Source organism: Curtobacterium sp. MCLR17_054, from assembly GCF_003234335.2.
GTDB classification, from domain to species: Bacteria; Actinomycetota; Actinomycetes; order Actinomycetales; family Microbacteriaceae; genus Curtobacterium; species Curtobacterium flaccumfaciens.
In genome coordinates, this window is the sequence record NZ_CP126263.1 from 2,433,428 (window position 1) to 2,451,106 (window position 17,679).

Consider the following 17,679-nt stretch of genomic DNA (forward strand, 5'->3'; position numbering starts at 1 on the left):
TGACGCATCGACGACGGTGACCGTCGTCGGTCGAGCAGCGGGACGCGGGTACGACGCCGCCTGCTTGCCGCGGGTGAGTGGGTACTCTCCCCCGCGGTTCCAACCATCGCCGTGGCCAGCGGGAGGGTCAATGCGCGGTGCGGTCCCTTGCGGACACCCGGGTGCGGATACGGAAACCCGCAACGGTCGTGCAGGTTGGCGGTCCGGCGCGGCGGCCGGCGGGTGGTGGACGCAGGACGAGCGGACGGGAGGCGCGGTGCCAGCCGGCACCGCGCCTCCCGTCCGCTCGTGGGCCCGTCTCAGACCTGCGGCACGTCCGCCGTCTCGAAGGCGGCCCGCAGCGCGACCGCGAGCTCGGCGACGTGCGGTTCCCGCAGCAGCGACGTGTGCTCGCTCGCGATCCGCACCATCTCGGTGGGCCCGCGCAGCAGGGCGGACCACCCGGCGGCGTCGGGGTTGGCGTCGGCGAGGACGTAGGTGGCGCGCCCGTGGAACGGCGTCGGGTGGTGGCGCCTGGTGACGATCTCGGCCTGGTCGAAGAAGGCGTCGAAGTCCTTCTGCCCACCGTGCCGCAGCACGCCGGCGGTGTACGCACGGAGCCGCTTGGCGAACAGCGCCCCGTACGGCACACCCGCGGGCAGCACCCGCCTGACGGCGCGGTCGAGCCCCCGCTGCACGGCCCGGACGGCGGTGTTCGGCTGGTCGCGCGGCTCCATCCGGCCGAAGTGCAGGCGGGCCTGTTCGGACTTCGTGCGGGGCAGGTAGGTGTCGAGCAGGACGACGTGTTCCACCTGCTCGCCGCTCTCGGTCAGGAGCCGGGCGATCTCGAGCGCGACGAGTCCGCCGAGCGAGTGCCCGACGAGCAGGTAGGGGCCGCGGGGCTGGACGATGCGCATCAGGGCGAGGTAGCGGCGGGCGCTCCGCTCGATGTTCCAGTCCGGCATCCCACGGCGCTCGAGGGCGTGCTGCTGGAACGCGTACAGGTCGTGCGCGGGCAGGTGCCGCGAGAGCGGCAGGAACGTCAGCGCCAGGGCACCGCCACCGGCGAAGCAGAACACCGGCGGACGGCCGCCCTCGCGCGCCTCGGAGACCTTCACGACGTCGGGGTGGCTCGGCAGCGCGCTCGTGCCGCTCCGCACCCGTCGGGCGAAGGCGCGGAGCGTCGGGTGCTCGAGCACGTCCGAGGAGCGCAGGTCGACCCCGAGCCGGTCCTGCACGACGGCGAGCATCTCCTCGGCGGACAGCGAGTCGCCGCCGAGCGCGGAGAAGTCCTCGTCGAGGTGCACGCCCCGCAGGCCGAGCACCTCGGCCCAGATCTGCCCCACGACGAGCTCCCACTGGTCGTACTCGCCCTCGACCATCTCGGTCTCGACGCTCGGTGCCCCGGGGAGTTCGGCCCGGTCGACCTTGCCGCGCTCGTTCCGCGGCAGTTCGGTCATCGGCACGATCGACGCCGGCACCATGTACTCGGGCAGCCGCTCACGGAGCGCCCGTCGGAGCGCACCCGGGGCCGGGGTGCGGTGCCCCGGGCGACCGACCACGTAGGCGACGAGCCGGGTGACGGAACCGGGGTCGACCTGTGCCGTCACGACCGCGTCGTGCACCTCGGGGACCGCGCGGAGCGCCGCCTCGACCTCACTCGGCTCGACCAGGTAGCCGCGGACCTTCACGGCGTCGTCGGATCGGCCGAGCAGCACGAGCCGGCCGTCGGGGTCGACGCGTGCCAGGTCGCCCTGCCGCCAGCTCGGGGTCCCGACGGGGATGCCGGCGACGGCCTCGGCTTCGCCGGTGCGTCCGGCCCGTTCGGCGGTCTTCTCCGGCGCACCCCAGTAGCCCGCGGTCAGGGCGTCGGAGACGACGACGAGCTCACCGGTCTCCCCCGGGTCGGCAGGGCTGCCGTCCTCACGGAGCACGAGGACCGTCTTGCCGGGCAGCGGCCACCCGGCGGGCACGACACCCTCGGGCACCGGCTCGCCCGGTGCCACCGGGCAGTACGCGACGCACGCGGTCTCGCTCGAGCCGAAGGCGTTCAGGAGCAGCGTGTCCGGGTCCAGGTGGGGTCGGGCCGCGGCGAGGTCGGCGCCGGTGACGGACTCGCCCGTGGTCATCAGGAAGCGCAGCCCGCCGAGCACCGGCGCGGTGCCGGCGGCGGTCCCGTGCGACCCGGGGGCGTTCTGCGACCCGACGATCGAGCGCAGCAGGTGCGGGGTGCAGACGAGCACGTTCACGTCGTCGTCCCGGAACCGCCCGAGCAGCCGCTCGACACCGAGCTCACGCGGCTCGAGCAGCACGATGGTGCCGCCGCAGAGCAACGTGTCGAACGAGAACAGGAGCCCGGCCGCGAACGACAGCGGCAGGACGACACCGAGCCGGTCGCCCGGGCCGAGGCCGAGTGCGACCGCGTCCTGCTCGGCGTCGGCGATCTGCTGCCGGTGCGTCAGGACGACGCCCTTCGGCATGCCGGTCGAGCCGGAGGTGAAGACGATGGCGAAGGGGTCCCGCCCGCCGGGGCGCACGCCGACGGTGTCCGCCGACGGGGCCGCGCCCGGTTCGCCCGCGTCCAGCAGTTCGCCGAGTGCGTGCACCCGGCCGTCCCGTTCCGCGACCACGTCGGCGGCCAGCGCTGCACGTTCGGTGTCTGCCACGATCTCGTCGACGCCGGCGAGCCGGGCCACGTGCGCCAGGCGCGCTGCGGGCAGGTGGTCGTCGAGCACCACCACGGTCCGTCCGGCACGCACCAGCGCGAGGATGCCGATCACGGCCTCGGTCGACTGCCCCGCCATCAGCCCGACCGGCTTCGATGCCCCGCCCGGGGTGTCGCCGACGCCGGCGCCGCTGTGGTCGTCGGGTCGGAGCGTCACGGCCAGGGCTGCGGCCAGCGCGCGCGAGGCCCGGTCCGCTTCGCCGTAGGTGTACGGACGGCCGTCCCCCGCGAGCGCGGCGGCGTCGCCCCGGAGCGCCACCACGCGGTCCCAGCGGTCCAGGACGGAGTGGTCGGCCGCCGCGGGCACGGCTGCGGGGTGGTTCCAGGGATCGACGGTCGTCAGCGGGTCGACGGAGGTCACGATGACACCTCGGGTGCTCAGCAGCGGACCGCCACGACTCCCGCGACGGTCCTCCGACCGTAGGTCCGCGTTCCCCCGGCCCGCGAGCAGGCGTCGGCCCGGTGCGGGGAACCGCAACCGGCCTGGAGGCGCGGCCTGCGCCCGCCACGGACGGTACGACTCCGGAACGACCGGTCCACCGCCGTGGGCGCCGTCCGCATGGCGGCTCGCCCGGCTCGGGGATCGTGCGGTTCCGCGCAACCTCCGGATCAGCCGTGGCGCGACCGTGGATGCGCCGTGCATCGCCGATGAGGACGCTCGGAACGAGAAGGTCCCGGAAACGAGAACAGCCCCCGGGAAGTCCCGGGGGCTGTTCATCGAGTGCTGGGGTACCTGGACTCGAACCAAGAACGACGGTACCAGAAACCGCTGTGTTGCCAATTACACCATACCCCAAAAGGCCTGTCGACCTTCTGGCCCGGTCACCCGGGGCACGATCAACTACTGTACAGCATCCCGGAGGTCCGCAAGACCACCCACCAGGTCTCGGTGCACGGCGGCGGCGGTCGCGGCTCCGTGTCCGGCGGCGACGATGAGCTGCTCCGGCCCGGGAGGCGTCACGTCTCCCACGGCGTAGAGCCCCAGGACGGACGTCCGCCCAACCCGGTCGACCACGAGGAGTCCCTGCGTGTCGCGCTGGAGCCCGTCGAGCGCCTCGGGCGTGTCGCTCGCCGCGTCCGTGTCCCCGCTCGTGTGCAGCCAGTCGAGGTCGGCGTGCCACACCGGTCGGACGAACCCGCCGGACCGTGGCTCGACGTGGCCGTCGGCGAGCCGGACACCGGTCATCCCGGTGCGATCGCCCTCGAGGTCCTCGACGACCCGCTCGTCCACGACGATCCCCGCCGACGCCAGCCGAGCGCGGCCAACGTCGTCGAGCGGCGCCACCCCGTTCGTGTAGACGATCAGGTCGTCGGTCCACGCGGCGATGAGCAGTGCGCGGTCGACGACGTCGTCGGTCTCGCAGATGAACGCGAGCGGCTGCCCGGCCTTGTCGTACGCATCACACTCGACACAGCTGTGCACCGCGGTGCCGTAGAACGCGCGGAGCATCGGCAGCGCCGGGAACTCCTCACGCAACCCCGTCGCCACGACGACCGTCCGGGCGCGGGCCTCGAGCTCGGTGCCGCGCCACGAACCGTGCACCCGCCAGGTGTCCGTGTCGGGGTCCGGGGCCACCAGGTCGACGACGGACTGCACGACCGTCGCTTCCGGGTACCCCTCGACCTCGGTCCGCCCGAGCTTGCGGAGCTCGAGCGGCGAGATGCCGTCCCGCGTCAGGAACCCGTGCGACCGCAGCGTCGCCGCGTTCCGAGGGCGGTTCGCGTCGACGAGCAGCACGGTGCGCTTCGCCCGGACCAGGTTGAGCGCAGCGCTCAGCCCGGCCGGCCCGGCGCCGATGACCGCGACGTCGTACACGACCTGGTCGGCGTGCTCCGTACTGCTCACGGTCGGTCAGCGCGCCGCGAGGGCGCGGAGCCGGGTCAGGGTGGACTCCTTGCCCAGGATCTCCATCGACTCGAACAGCGGCGGGCTGATCCGGCGTCCGGACACCGCCACGCGCAGCGGGCCGAAGGCGACGCGGGGCTTCAGGCCGAGCTCGTCGATGAGGGCCGCACGGAGCGCACCCTCGATGGCCTCGGTGGTCCAGTCCTGGACGCCCTCGAGCGCGGCGGTGCTCGCGGTCAGGACCGTCGCCGTGTCGCCCTTGAGCGAGGCCAGGGCGTCGTCCTCGACCACCAGTTCGGCGTCGGAGGTGAACAGGAACCCGAGCATCGCCGACGCCTCGCCGAGCAGCTGCATGCGCTCCTGCACGAGCGGAGCCGCCTTGGTCAGGACCTCGAGCTGCTCCGGGGTCGCCGGGTCACTGATGAACTCCGACAGGTACGGCAGCAGACGCGACCGGAAGTCCTCGGGAGCCAGCAGACGGATGTGGTCCCCGTTGATCGCCTCGGCCTTCTTGTGGTCGAAGCGGGCCGGGTTCGGGTTCACGTCGGTGACGTCGAACGCCGCGACCATCTCGTCGATCGAGAACACGTCGCGGTCGGGGCCGATCGACCAGCCGAGCAGCGCCAGGTAGTTGACGAGCCCCTCCGGGATCATGCCGGCGGCGCGGTGGTGGAACAGGTTCGACTCGGGGTCACGCTTCGAGAGCTTCTTGTTGCCCTCCCCCATCACGTACGGCAGGTGTCCGAACACGGGGATGGAGGGCGCGAGGCCGATCTCGTACAGCGCCTCGTACAGGGCGATCTGGCGCGGGGTCGACGACAGCAGGTCCTCGCCCCGGAGCACGTGCGTGATGCCCATCAGGGCGTCGTCGACCGGGTTCGTGAACGTGTACAGCGGCTTGCCGTTCGGACGGACCACCACGAAGTCGGGGAACGTGCCCTGCTTGAAGGTGATCTCCCCGCGCACCAGGTCGTCGAAGCTCAGGTCACGGTCGGGGACCCGCAGGCGGAGCGCCGGCTCGCGGCCCTCGTCGCGGAACGCCTGGCGCTCGGCATCGGTCAGGTCGCGCTCGTGGTTGTCGTAGCCCTGCTTGGGGTCACGACCGGCCGCCTTGTTGCGGGCCTCCATCTCGTCCGGCGTGACGAAGGACTCGTAGATGTGACCCGACTCCTTGAGCTTCGCGATCACGTCGTCGTAGATCGCGGTGCGCTCGGACTGCCGGTAGGGTCCGTGCTCGCCGCCGGCGTCCACGCCCTCGTCCCAGTCGAGCCGCAGCCAGCGGAGCGCGTCGAGGATCTGCCCGTACGACTCCTCGCTGTCGCGGGCGGCGTCGGTGTCCTCGATGCGGAACACGAGCTTGCCGCCGGTGTGACGGGCGTAGGCCCAGTTGAAGAGCGCGGTGCGGATGAGCCCCACGTGCGGGGTCCCCGTCGGGCTCGGGCAGAAGCGGACGCGGATGTCGGAGCCGGAGGCAGTGGTGAATGGCGCAGTCATGACCCGACAACCCTACCGCGGCGTCCGTCTCTCCAACCTGCCCTGTTGACGGTCCGCAAACGCAGAAAACCCCTGACCACGAATGGTCAGGGGTTCCCTGGTTCTTCCACGTTAAGTCCGGCGGCGTCCTACTCTCCCACAAGGTCCCCCTTGCAGTACCATCGGCGCTGAGAGGCTTAGCTTCCGGGTTCGGAATGTGACCGGGCGTTTCCCTCTCGCTATGACCACCGGAACACCTTCGACCATGATCTGGCCTCAAAGCTGTTCCGACTGCTGCCCTCCGTGAAGAGGGCAGAGCGGTGTATTCAGTTTCGATTCCCGATCGTCTGTCGGGAACCACAAAGTGGACGCGAGCCCGTGCAACAAGTGCACGGAAATCAGTGTGTTATCAAGTCTTCGGCTTATTAGTACCGGTCAGCTCCACGGGTCGTTAGTCCCCGCTTCCACATCCGGCCTATCAACCCAGTAGTCTGCTGGGAGCCTCTCACACTCAAGGTGCATGGAAATCTCATCTCGAAGACGGCTTCCCGCTTAGATGCTTTCAGCGGTTATCCGGTCCGAACGTAGCTAATCAGCGGTGCCCTTGGCAGAACAACTGACACACCAGAGGTTCGTCCATCCCGGTCCTCTCGTACTAGGGATAGATCTTCTCAAATTTCCAACGCGCGCAGCGGATAGGGACCGAACTGTCTCACGACGTTCTAAACCCAGCTCGCGTACCGCTTTAATGGGCGAACAGCCCAACCCTTGGGACCTACTCCAGCCCCAGGATGCGACGAGCCGACATCGAGGTGCCAAACCATGCCGTCGATATGGACTCTTGGGCAAGATCAGCCTGTTATCCCCGAGGTACCTTTTATCCGTTGAGCGACAGCGCTTCCACAAGCCACTGCCGGATCACTAGTCCCGACTTTCGTCCCTGCTCGACCTGTCAGTCTCACAGTCAAGCTCCCTTGTGCACTTACACTCGCCACCTGATTGCCAACCAGGTTGAGGGAACCTTTGGGCGCCTCCGTTACTCTTTGGGAGGCAACCGCCCCAGTTAAACTACCCATCAGGCACTGTCCATGAACCCGATCAGGGTCCTACGTTAGACATCCAAAGTGACCAGAGTGGTATTTCAACAATGACTCCACGAACACTAGCGTGCCCGCTTCACAGTCTCCCACCTATCCTACACAAGCCACTCCGAACACCAATACCAAACTGTAGTAAAGGTCACGGGGTCTTTCCGTCCTGCTGCGCGTAACGAGCATCTTTACTCGTAGTGCAATTTCGCCGAGTTCGCGGTTGAGACAGCTGGGAAGTCGTTACGCCATTCGTGCAGGTCGGAACTTACCCGACAAGGAATTTCGCTACCTTAGGATGGTTATAGTTACCACCGCCGTTTACTGGGGCTTAAATTCAGAGCTTCGCCCAAAGGCTAACCCTTCCTCTTAACCTTCCAGCACCGGGCAGGCGTCAGTCCGTATACATCGTCTTGCGACTTCGCACGGACCTGTGTTTTTAGTAAACAGTCGCTTCCCACTGGTCTCTGCGGCCTTCAACGCTCACGGAGTAAATCCGGTCACGTGTCCGGCCCCCCTTCTCCCGAAGTTACGGGGGCATTTTGCCGAGTTCCTTAACCACGATTCTCTCGATCTCCTTGGTATTCTCTACCTGACCACCTGAGTCGGTTTCGGGTACGGGCGGCTGCAACCTCGCGTCGATGCTTTTCTCGGCAGCATAGGATCACTGATTTCCCCTTACGGGTACGCGTCGGATCTCAGGCATACAGACGACGGATTTGCCTATCGTCAGCCCTACATCCTTACACCAGGTTCACCTTACGGATACCATCGCCTGGCTCAGCTACCTTCCTGCGTCACACCTGTTCATACGCTAACCGCACCAGCATGGGGTCGAGCGTTAGACCGGCCACCATCACCCCGAAGGGATCCGGATGTACCGGGTTAGGACTCTTAGCACCACTGGATTAGCTTGGGCGGTTGTTCGCCGGTACGGGAATATCAACCCGTTGTCCATCGACTACGCCTGTCGGCCTCGCCTTAGGTCCCGACTTACCCAGGGCGGATTAACCTGGCCCTGGAACCCTTGGTCTTTCGGAGGACGGGTTTCTCACCCGTCTTTCGCTACTCATGCCTGCATTCTCACTCGTGTAGCGTCCACGGCTGGATCACTCCGCCGCTTCACTCGCCACACGACGCTCTCCTACCACTCCGCACGACTGAACCACGAAGGCTTGTCTATAGTGCGAAATCTACAACTTCGGTGGTGTGCTTGAGCCCCGTTACATTGTCGGCGCGGAATCACTTGACCAGTGAGCTATTACGCACTCTTTCAAGGGTGGCTGCTTCTAAGCCAACCTCCTGGTTGTCTGTGCAACTCCACATCCTTTCCCACTTAGCACACGCTTAGGGACCTTAGTTGGTAGTCTGGGTTGTTTCCCTCTCGACGATGAAGCTTATCCCCCACCGTCTCACTGCTGCGCTCTCACTCACCGGCATTCGGAGTTTGGCTGACGTCAGTAACCTGTTGAGGCCCATCGGCCATCCAGTAGCTCTACCTCCGGCGAGAAACACGCAACGCTGCACCTAAATGCATTTCGGAGAGAACCAGCTATCACGAAGTTTGATTGGCCTTTCACCCCTATCCACAGCTCATCCCCTCCATTTTCAACTGAAGTGGGTTCGGTCCTCCACGACGTCTTACCGTCGCTTCAACCTGGCCATGGATAGATCACTTCGCTTCGGGTCTAGAACATGCGACTCAAACGCCCTATTCAGACTCGCTTTCGCTACGGCTGCCCCTCACGGGTTAACCTCGCCACATATCACTAACTCGCAGGCTCATTCTTCAAAAGGCACGCCGTCACCCCTACTAAGGAGGCTCCGACGGTTTGTAAGCAAACGGTTTCAGGTACTATTTCACTCCCCTCCCGGGGTACTTTTCACCTTTCCCTCACGGTACTTGTCCGCTATCGGTCATCTGGGAGTATTTAGGCTTATCAGGTGGTCCTGACAGATTCACACGGGATTTCTCGGGCCCCGTGCTACTTGGGATACACATCCGGCCATAACACCATTTCGTCTACGGGGCTGGCACCCACTACGGCCCGGCTTTCAAACCGGTTCGACTATGATGCGCTGTAACCGTCCCAGTCCGGCAGAACTGAGTGACGTGTCCCACAACCCCGACCATGCAACGCCCGCCGGCTATCACACATGATCGGTTTAGCCTCATCCGCTTTCGCTCGCCACTACTCACGGAATCACATGTTGTTTTCTCTTCCTGTGGGTACTGAGATGTTTCACTTCCCCACGTTCCCTCTACCCGCCCTATATATTCAGGCGGGAGTCACCAGGTCGCAAAACGCCTGGCGGGGTTTCCCCATTCGGAAATCCTCGGATCGAGGCTCGATTATCAGCTCCCCGAGGCTTATCGCAGATTTCTACGTCCTTCATCGGCTCCAGATGCCAAGGCATCCACCGTTTGCTCTTAGAAACTTGACCACAAAGATTAAAATTGCGATCCAACGTCACCAATCAGCAGCCCGAAGGCTGATCATGGATGACGCGAATCAAAGATGCTCGCGTCCACTGTGTAGTTCTCAACATACGATCGGCACCAGCACTCCCCCACCACAACGGTAGGTTCACCCTGGCCCGACGAAGGACCCGTAGGCCCAACCCCCACCACCACTCACGTGACAGCAGGAAGCCTGGTCCCTCAGGACCCAACAACGTGCACCAGCCAGCAGCTCCACCCACGACCCGTCCCAACCCTGCAAGCAGAGCGTACTGAGGTCGGAGGCATCACTCCCAACTGCACTGTCAATGTTCCACCCATGAGCTACCCGTCGGACACGTTCGGTCCGAAACAGGCGCCTGGACCAGCAACCAACCACCCCTAATGGGCGACCAGCACTGACCAGATGCTCCTTAGAAAGGAGGTGATCCAGCCGCACCTTCCGGTACGGCTACCTTGTTACGACTTAGTCCTAATCACCGATCCCACCTTCGACGGCTCCTTCCACAAGGGTTAGGCCACCGGCTTCGGGTGTTACCGACTTTCATGACTTGACGGGCGGTGTGTACAAGGCCCGGGAACGTATTCACCGCAGCGTTGCTGATCTGCGATTACTAGCGACTCCGACTTCATGAGGTCGAGTTGCAGACCTCAATCCGAACTGAGACCGGCTTTTTGGGATTCGCTCCACCTTACGGTATCGCAGCCCTTTGTACCGGCCATTGTAGCATGCGTGAAGCCCAAGACATAAGGGGCATGATGATTTGACGTCATCCCCACCTTCCTCCGAGTTGACCCCGGCAGTCTCCTATGAGTCCCCGGCATAACCCGCTGGCAACATAGAACGAGGGTTGCGCTCGTTGCGGGACTTAACCCAACATCTCACGACACGAGCTGACGACAACCATGCACCACCTGTACACCGACCACAAGGGGGCGACCATCTCTGGCCGTTTCCGGTGTATGTCAAGCCTTGGTAAGGTTCTTCGCGTTGCATCGAATTAATCCGCATGCTCCGCCGCTTGTGCGGGCCCCCGTCAATTCCTTTGAGTTTTAGCCTTGCGGCCGTACTCCCCAGGCGGGGCGCTTAATGCGTTAGCTACGACACAGAAACCGTGGAAAGGTCCCTACATCTAGCGCCCAACGTTTACGGCATGGACTACCAGGGTATCTAATCCTGTTCGCTCCCCATGCTTTCGCTCCTCAGCGTCAGTTACGGCCCAGAGATCTGCCTTCGCCATCGGTGTTCCTCCTGATATCTGCGCATTCCACCGCTACACCAGGAATTCCAATCTCCCCTACCGCACTCTAGTCTGCCCGTACCCACTGCAAGCCCGAGGTTGAGCCTCGGGATTTCACAGCAGACGCGACAAACCGCCTACGAGCTCTTTACGCCCAATAATTCCGGACAACGCTTGCACCCTACGTATTACCGCGGCTGCTGGCACGTAGTTAGCCGGTGCTTTTTCTGCAGGTACCGTCACTTTCGCTTCTTCCCTACTAAAAGAGGTTTACAACCCGAAGGCCGTCATCCCTCACGCGGCGTTGCTGCATCAGGCTTTCGCCCATTGTGCAATATTCCCCACTGCTGCCTCCCGTAGGAGTCTGGGCCGTGTCTCAGTCCCAGTGTGGCCGGTCACCCTCTCAGGCCGGCTACCCGTCGTCGCCTTGGTGAGCCATTACCTCACCAACAAGCTGATAGGCCGCGAGTCCATCCCCAACCAAAAAATCTTTCCACCACCAGACCATGCGGCCAGTGATCATATCCAGTATTAGACGTCGTTTCCAACGCTTATCCCAGAGTCAGGGGCAGGTTACTCACGTGTTACTCACCCGTTCGCCACTAATCCACCCAGCAAGCTGGGCATCATCGTTCGACTTGCATGTGTTAAGCACGCCGCCAGCGTTCGTCCTGAGCCAGGATCAAACTCTCCGTAAAAAAATACAGACCCAACACCCGAAGGCATCAGACCGAGTTGATTCTGACTGTTGACTGTCTACTGACAATCTTCAATCCAAAAGGAATTGCTTCATGACCCAGTCAGCAAGCCGACCAGGCACGAGGTCAATCAATAAATTGGCATTGACAATGTGCACGCTGTTGAGTTCTCAAGGACCAGACGCACTCCCCGCTCGACCCCGAAAGGTTCCGCCAGAGAGGCATTCGTCTTGTACAACATCCTGGGCGCACAACCAGAGGTTGTGTTTCCGAGGAGTCGGTTGCCTGAGCGGGACCCCGTCCGGACTGCATCTCCAGGTGTTCAACCCGGTGATCGTCTCGGCCGTTCCGTTCTCCGCCTCAGCGGCAACGAGTGATTACTTTACGCAGAGGTGAACGGCAGCGCCAAGCCGGCCCACATCCCGGGCGTGTCGCCCTCCGCGCCGCGGTTGGACACTCCCCCGGCAACGACGAACGGCCCGCTCCCCACCTGGGGGAACGGGCCGTTCGGGAGCGCTGTCAGTGCCGCGCGATGACCGGGTTCTTGAGCGAACCGATGCCGGAGATGGTGACCTCGACGATCTCACCGTCGCGGATCTGCCCGACACCGGCCGGAGTCCCGGTCAGGATGACGTCACCGGGCAGGAGGGTCCAGATGGAGGACACGAACTCGACGAGCGACGGGATGTCGTGCACCATCTCGTTCGTCGAGGCCGCCTGCCGGAGGTCACCGTCGACGCGGGTCTCGATGCGGATGTCCGACGGGTCGATCTCGGTCTCGATCACGGGGCCGAGCGGGCAGAAGGTGTCGAAGCCCTTCGCCCGGGTCCACTGACCGTCGCGAGCCTGCAGGTCTCGGGCGGTCACGTCGTTGGCGATCGTGTAGCCGAGGATCACGCTCGCGAAGTCCTCGCGCCGGACGTTCTTCGCGAGCGAGCCGATCACGATGGCGAGTTCGCCCTCGTGGTCGACGCGACCGATGTCGGCGGGGAGGCGGATGGGCTCGTCCGGACCGATCACCGAGGTGTTCGGCTTGAGGAACACCACGGGGTCGTCGCCGGCACGCTCGTCCATCTCCGAGGCGTGCTCCGAGTAGTTGAGCCCGACGCCGATGACCTTCGACCGCGGGATGACGGGGGCGAGGAGCTTGGCGTCGGCGAGCGCCACGCGCTCCCCCGTGGTCTCGAACCCCTGGTACATCGGGTCTCCCGCGAGCACCACCAGAGCGCGCTCGTCGAGGATGCCGTACCGGGGGTCTTCACCCTTGCTGCTGAACCGTGCGATCTTCACCGTTCGACCCTACCCACGCCCGCCGGTCGATCAGGACGCGTCGGTCAGCTTGGTCATCCACCCGTGCGGGTCGGGACGACGGCCGTACTGGATGTCGGTGAGCTCATCGCGCAGGGACATCGTGAGTTCCCCCGCCCCGACGGTCGGCGAACCGATCGTGAAGCCGTCACCCCGGAGTTCGGCGATCGGGGTCACGACGGCGGCGGTCCCGCACGCGAAGGCCTCGGTGATCGAGCCGTCGGCGACGCCGTCACGCCACTCGTCGAGGGTCACGCGGCGCTTCTCGACGGTCAGGCCGCGGTCCTCGGCCAACTGCAGGATCGAGTCACGCGTGATCCCCTCGAGGATGGAGTCGGAGTCGGGCGTGACGAGGGTGCCGTCGGACTTGACCAGGACGACGTTCATCCCGCCGAGCTCTTCGAGGTACTTGCCCTCCACCGAGTCGAGGAACATCACCTGCTGGCAGCCGTGCTCGTAGGCCTCTTGCTGGGGCAGCAGCGACGAGGCGTAGTTGCCGCCGGTCTTCGCCGCACCGGTCCCGCCCTTGCCGGCGCGCGCGTACTGCGTCGACAGCCAGATCGACACCGGCTTCGGGCCCGAGGTGAAGTACGCACCGGCGGGGCTCGCGATGCAGTGGTACGCAACGGCCTGTGCCGCGCGGACCCCGAGGAACGACTCCGTCGCGATCATGAACGGCCGCAGGTACAGGCTGGTCTCGGGCGCCGAGGGCACCCACTCGACGTCGGTCTGCACGAGCTGCCGGATCGACTCGACGAACGCCTCGATCGGGAGCTCCGGGAGCGCCAGGCGTCGGGCGGACCGCTGGAAGCGTCGGGCGTTGGCGTCCGGTCGGAACGACCACACCGAGCCGTCCGCGTGCCGGTAGGCCTTGAGCCCCTCGAAGATCTCCTGGGCGTAGTGCAGGACGCTCGCGCTCGGGTCGAGGGACAACGGCCCGTACGGGTGGATCGACGCACTGTGCCAGCCGTCGTCGAGCGTCCACTCGACCGTCGCCATGTGGTCGGTGAAGTGCTTGCCGAAGCCCGGGTCGGCGAGGATCTGCTCACGCTCGGCAGCCGCGCGGCGGTCGGCGGACGGGGTGCTGGCGAACTCGAGTCCGAAGGCGGTGTCGGTGCTCATGGGGAGGACTCCTTCTCAGGCGGTGGTGGTGCGTGCCGTGGCCGCGGCGGCGATCGCGTCGCCGATCTCGGCCGTGCGACGCGGCGTGGTGCCCCGGTCGGCGAGGTCGGACTCCACCGCAGCCGTCACCGCGGCCGCCAGGTCACCGCGACCGAGGTGGTCGAGCAACAGGGCGACGGAACGGATCGCGGCGGTGGGGTCGGCCAGCTGCTGACCTGCGATGTCCGGCGCGGAACCGTGGACCGGCTCGAACATGCTGGGGAAGGTGCCGTCCGGGTTGATGTTGCCCGAGGCCGCCAGACCGATGCCGCCGCTGATCGCGCCGGCCAGGTCGGTGATGATGTCGCCGAACAGGTTGTCGGTGACGATGACGTCGAACCGTGCGGGGTCGCGGACCATGTGGATGGTGACCGCGTCCACGTGCTGGTAGTCGACCGTGACGTCCGGGTACTCGGCGCCGACGGCCGCGACGGTGCGCTGCCAGAGGGCTCCGGCGTGCACCAGGACGTTGCTCTTGTGCACGAGGGTCAGGTGGCGACGCGGGCGTCGGTCGGCCAGCGCGAAGGCGTACCGCACGACCCGTTCGACACCGAAGGCGGTGTTCAACGAGACCTCGGTCGCGATCTCGTGCGGGGTACCGGTCCGGATGGCGCCGCCGTTGCCGACGTAGGGCCCCTCGGTCCCTTCGCGCACGACCACGAAGTCGACCTCGCCGGGGTCGGCGAGCGGCGTCGGGACGGCCGGGTGCACCGTCGTCGGCCGGAGGTTCACGTAGTGGTCGAACGCGAAGCGGAGCTTGAGGAGCAGCCCACGCTCGATGATGCCCCCGGCGAGCCGCGGGTCACGCGGGTCACCGCCGACCGCTCCGAGCAGGATCGCGTCGTGCTGCGCGATCGCTGCCATGTCGTCGTCGGTCAGGATGTCACCGGTCTCCAGGTACCGTGCGGCGCCGAGGGAGAACGGGGTCTCCTGCACCACGAGGTCGTCCGGCAGGACCGCGTGCAGGACCTTCAGGGCCTCGTCGACGACCTCGGGGCCGATGCCGTCACCACGGATGACCGCGAGTCGGATCGTCTGCGCGCTGCTCATGTCCGCCACTCCCCTAGAGCGTGATGTCGATCTCGCGGAGCGAGGACGCGTCGATCGCCGAGCGGACGTGCTCGAGGATCTCGGCCGGGACCGGCGAGTCGACGGTCAGGACGCTCAGTGCCTGGCCACCGGCGGCCTCGCGCGAGATCTGCATCGCGGCGATGTTGATGCCTGCCTGGCCGAACTCCTTGCCGTAGACCGCGACGATGCCCGGACGGTCGGTGTACTCCATGACGACGTGGTGCCGGTCGAGCGGCACCTCGACGTCGTGCCCGTTGATCTCGACGAGCTTCTCGACCTGCTTCGGGCCGGTGAGCGTGCCGGAGACGCTGATCGCCGGGCCATCGGACTGGGCACCGCGGATCGTCAGCACGTTGCGGTACTCGGGGCTGTCGGTCTCGGTGATGAGGCGGACGGTGACCCCGCGCTGCTCGGCGATGAGCGGAGCGTTGACGTAGGAGACCTGGTCGCTGACGACGTCGGTGAAGACGCCCTTGAGCGCCGCGAGCTTCAGCACGCTGACGTCGTACTCGGCGAGCTCGCCGTGCACCTCGACGTCGATGCTCGTGACCGGCGAGGTCGCGAGGGCGGTGAAGACCTGGCCGAGCTTCTCGACGAGCGGGATGCCGGGGCGCACGTACGGGTCGATGACCCCGCCGGCGACGTTGACCGCGTCGGGCACGAGCTCGCCGCCGAGGGCGAGACGGACCGACTTGGCGACCGAGACGCCTGCCTTCTCTTGCGCTTCGTCGGTGGAGGCGCCGAGGTGCGGGGTCACGACGACGTTCGGGAGCGCCAGGAGCGGCGAGTCCTTCGGGGGCTCGGCGACGAAGACGTCGAGGCCGGCGCCGGCGATGGTGTTCGACGTGAGGGCCCGGTGCAGGGCGTCCTCGTCGATCAGGCCACCGCGGGCCACGTTCACGACGAACGCGGTCGGCTTCATCAGGGCGAACTGGTCGTCCGAGATCATGCCGAGGGTCTCCGGCGTCCTCGGCATGTGGATCGTGGTGAAGTCCGCCCGACGCAGCAGGTCCTCGAGGGAGACGAGCTCGACCCCGAGCTGCTGCGCACGTGCGGTGGTGACGTACGGGTCGTACGCGATGACCGTCACGCCGAAGGCCTGCAGCCGCTGGGTGATGAGCGCGCCGATGCGGCCGAGGCCGATGATGCCGACGGTCTTCTCGTAGAGCTCGACACCGGTGTACGACGAGCGCTTCCACGCACCGGCGGCCAGCGAGGCGTGGGCGGCCGGGATGTGCCGTGCGAGCGACAGGATGTGCCCCACCGTGAGCTCCGCCGCCGAGATGATGTTCGAGGTCGGGGCGTTCACCACCATCACGCCGGCGGTCGTCGCGGCCTTGATGTCGACGTTGTCGAGGCCGACGCCGGCACGGGCGACGACCTTGAGGACCGGTGCCGCGGCGATCGCCTCGGCGTCGATCTTGGTGGCGGACCGCACGAGGACGGCGTGCGCGTCGGACAGCGCCGCCAGGAGCGCCGGACGGTCGGTGCCGTCCACGTTCCGGATCTCGAAGTCGGGCCCGAGGGCGTCGACCGTTGCGGGCGAGAGTTCTTCGGCGATCAGGACGACCGGCTTCGACACAGCAGCTGTTTCCTCACTCGAGACGGTTGGTATCCCACCATGGTATCGACGCGGGCCGGTGGTTACGACCGCGGGAGCGGTCCTGTGGAGAACCACACGAGGGCAGGAGGCGCGGGGCGGGGCCGCACCGCGCCTCCTGGCCGTCGGCGGGTCGCGTCAGAAGTCCAGCAGCGTCGGGACGAACAGCTGGAGGTCGAGCCAGAGGGCGCCGGCGCCCGCGAAGGCGACCACGAACACCGCGATCGTGACGGGCAGGCTCGAACGCCGGGTGATGACGATCGCCGCGACGAACGCGACCGGCGCGATGAGGATGTCGAGCACGAGCCACAGCCACGGGGTGCTGGTCTGCAGCGAGTCGCCGCCCGAGGTCGTCTGGAGGAACGCGTTGAAGGCGTCCACCCGCTGGTTGATCTGCGTCAGGTTGCCGACGGCCTGCACCGTCATGTACGCGAACAGCGCCGCGAACACGACCCAGACCACGATCTTCGCGACCACGGGGGCGCTGTTCCGGCGGGTCGTCGCCGGCACTGCCCCGGTCACCCGAAGCTCCTCGTCAGGAGGAACGGCCAGGGGAAGAGCACGACGGCGCCGAGGAGCATCCAGAGCAGGCGGGTCCGCGTGCGGCTGCTGCGCGCCGCCCAGAGCACCACCGTGAACCAGAGTGCCGGCGCGAGGATCGCGAGGAAGCGGAGCACCTCGACGAAGAGCGTGAGGACCGTGTCGACGCCGGAGACGTACGCGGTCGACGCGGTGAGGAGCCAGGCCACCGTGTAGAGGAGGTAGAGGCCTCCGAAGACACCGAACCCGACGAGCGCGCCGGAGGTCTCGGGCGCCTCGGGGTCCCGCTCGCCGCGCTCGCGCACGGCCACCGGGTTGTGCGCCGCGTCGACGTGGGTGGCGTCGTCGGCGTCACCCCAGCTGAGGGCGGCGTCGTCGGTGTCGACGGCGTTCGGCACGTCCGGGTCGATCGACCCGTCTGGTGGGGATGCTGCCGTGGTCATGCCCCGATTCTACGAGGGACCCGACACCGGGGAGACCAGCGACGG

The 17,679-nt window shown here is 66.3% G+C and carries 9 protein-coding genes, 1 tRNA gene and 3 rRNA genes; all 13 read right to left on the minus strand.

Features of this window, described 5'->3' with window-relative positions; translation table 11 throughout:
• Positions 1-299: 299 nt before the first annotated feature.
• A complete protein-coding gene (locus DEJ08_RS11550) occupies positions 300-3,065 on the minus strand; it encodes an AMP-binding protein (RefSeq protein ID WP_181439001.1) in 2,766 nt (921 codons plus the stop codon).
• Between the two features lie 363 nt (positions 3,066-3,428).
• A tRNA-Gln gene (locus tag DEJ08_RS11555) sits at positions 3,429-3,500 on the minus strand.
• Positions 3,501-3,545: 45 nt separating this feature from the next.
• Complete coding sequence (locus DEJ08_RS11560; RefSeq protein WP_111054675.1) at positions 3,546-4,550, minus strand: NAD(P)/FAD-dependent oxidoreductase; 1,005 nt, start codon at positions 4,548-4,550, stop codon at positions 3,546-3,548.
• A gap of 6 nt (positions 4,551-4,556) precedes the next feature.
• Positions 4,557-6,044, minus strand: coding sequence for a glutamate--tRNA ligase (gene gltX, locus DEJ08_RS11565; RefSeq protein WP_111054674.1), 1,488 nt, complete (start codon positions 6,042-6,044; stop codon positions 4,557-4,559).
• A gap of 115 nt (positions 6,045-6,159) precedes the next feature.
• A 5S ribosomal RNA gene (gene rrf, locus DEJ08_RS11570) occupies positions 6,160-6,276 on the minus strand.
• Positions 6,277-6,428: 152 nt separating this feature from the next.
• Positions 6,429-9,556: ribosomal RNA gene (locus DEJ08_RS11575) — 23S ribosomal RNA — on the minus strand.
• Between the two features lie 433 nt (positions 9,557-9,989).
• A 16S ribosomal RNA gene (locus DEJ08_RS11580) occupies positions 9,990-11,511 on the minus strand.
• The 16S, 23S and 5S rRNA genes sit together here, the layout of an rRNA operon.
• A gap of 519 nt (positions 11,512-12,030) precedes the next feature.
• Positions 12,031-12,801, minus strand: a complete 771-nt coding sequence (locus DEJ08_RS11585) for a fumarylacetoacetate hydrolase family protein (RefSeq protein ID WP_027466538.1) — start codon at positions 12,799-12,801, stop codon at positions 12,031-12,033.
• Positions 12,802-12,831: 30 nt separating this feature from the next.
• Entirely contained in the window at positions 12,832-13,941 is a 1,110-nt protein-coding gene (locus DEJ08_RS11590; protein WP_111055294.1) for a branched-chain amino acid aminotransferase, read from the minus strand.
• Between the two features lie 15 nt (positions 13,942-13,956).
• On the minus strand, positions 13,957-15,030 hold the full coding sequence (locus DEJ08_RS11595) for a 3-isopropylmalate dehydrogenase (RefSeq protein WP_071405821.1): 1,074 nt from the start codon (positions 15,028-15,030) through the stop codon (positions 13,957-13,959).
• Positions 15,031-15,043: 13 nt separating this feature from the next.
• Positions 15,044-16,633 (minus strand): phosphoglycerate dehydrogenase, encoded by a 1,590-nt coding sequence (gene serA, locus DEJ08_RS11600; RefSeq protein ID WP_071405810.1) that lies wholly within the window; start codon positions 16,631-16,633, stop codon positions 15,044-15,046.
• Between the two features lie 156 nt (positions 16,634-16,789).
• A complete protein-coding gene (locus DEJ08_RS11605) occupies positions 16,790-17,173 on the minus strand; it encodes a hypothetical protein (protein WP_111055293.1) in 384 nt (127 codons plus the stop codon).
• Positions 17,170-17,634, minus strand: coding sequence for a hypothetical protein (locus DEJ08_RS11610; protein WP_111047588.1), 465 nt, complete (start codon positions 17,632-17,634; stop codon positions 17,170-17,172). The genes DEJ08_RS11605 and DEJ08_RS11610 overlap by 4 nt, the downstream gene beginning before the upstream one ends.
• Positions 17,635-17,679 lie beyond the last annotated feature (45 nt).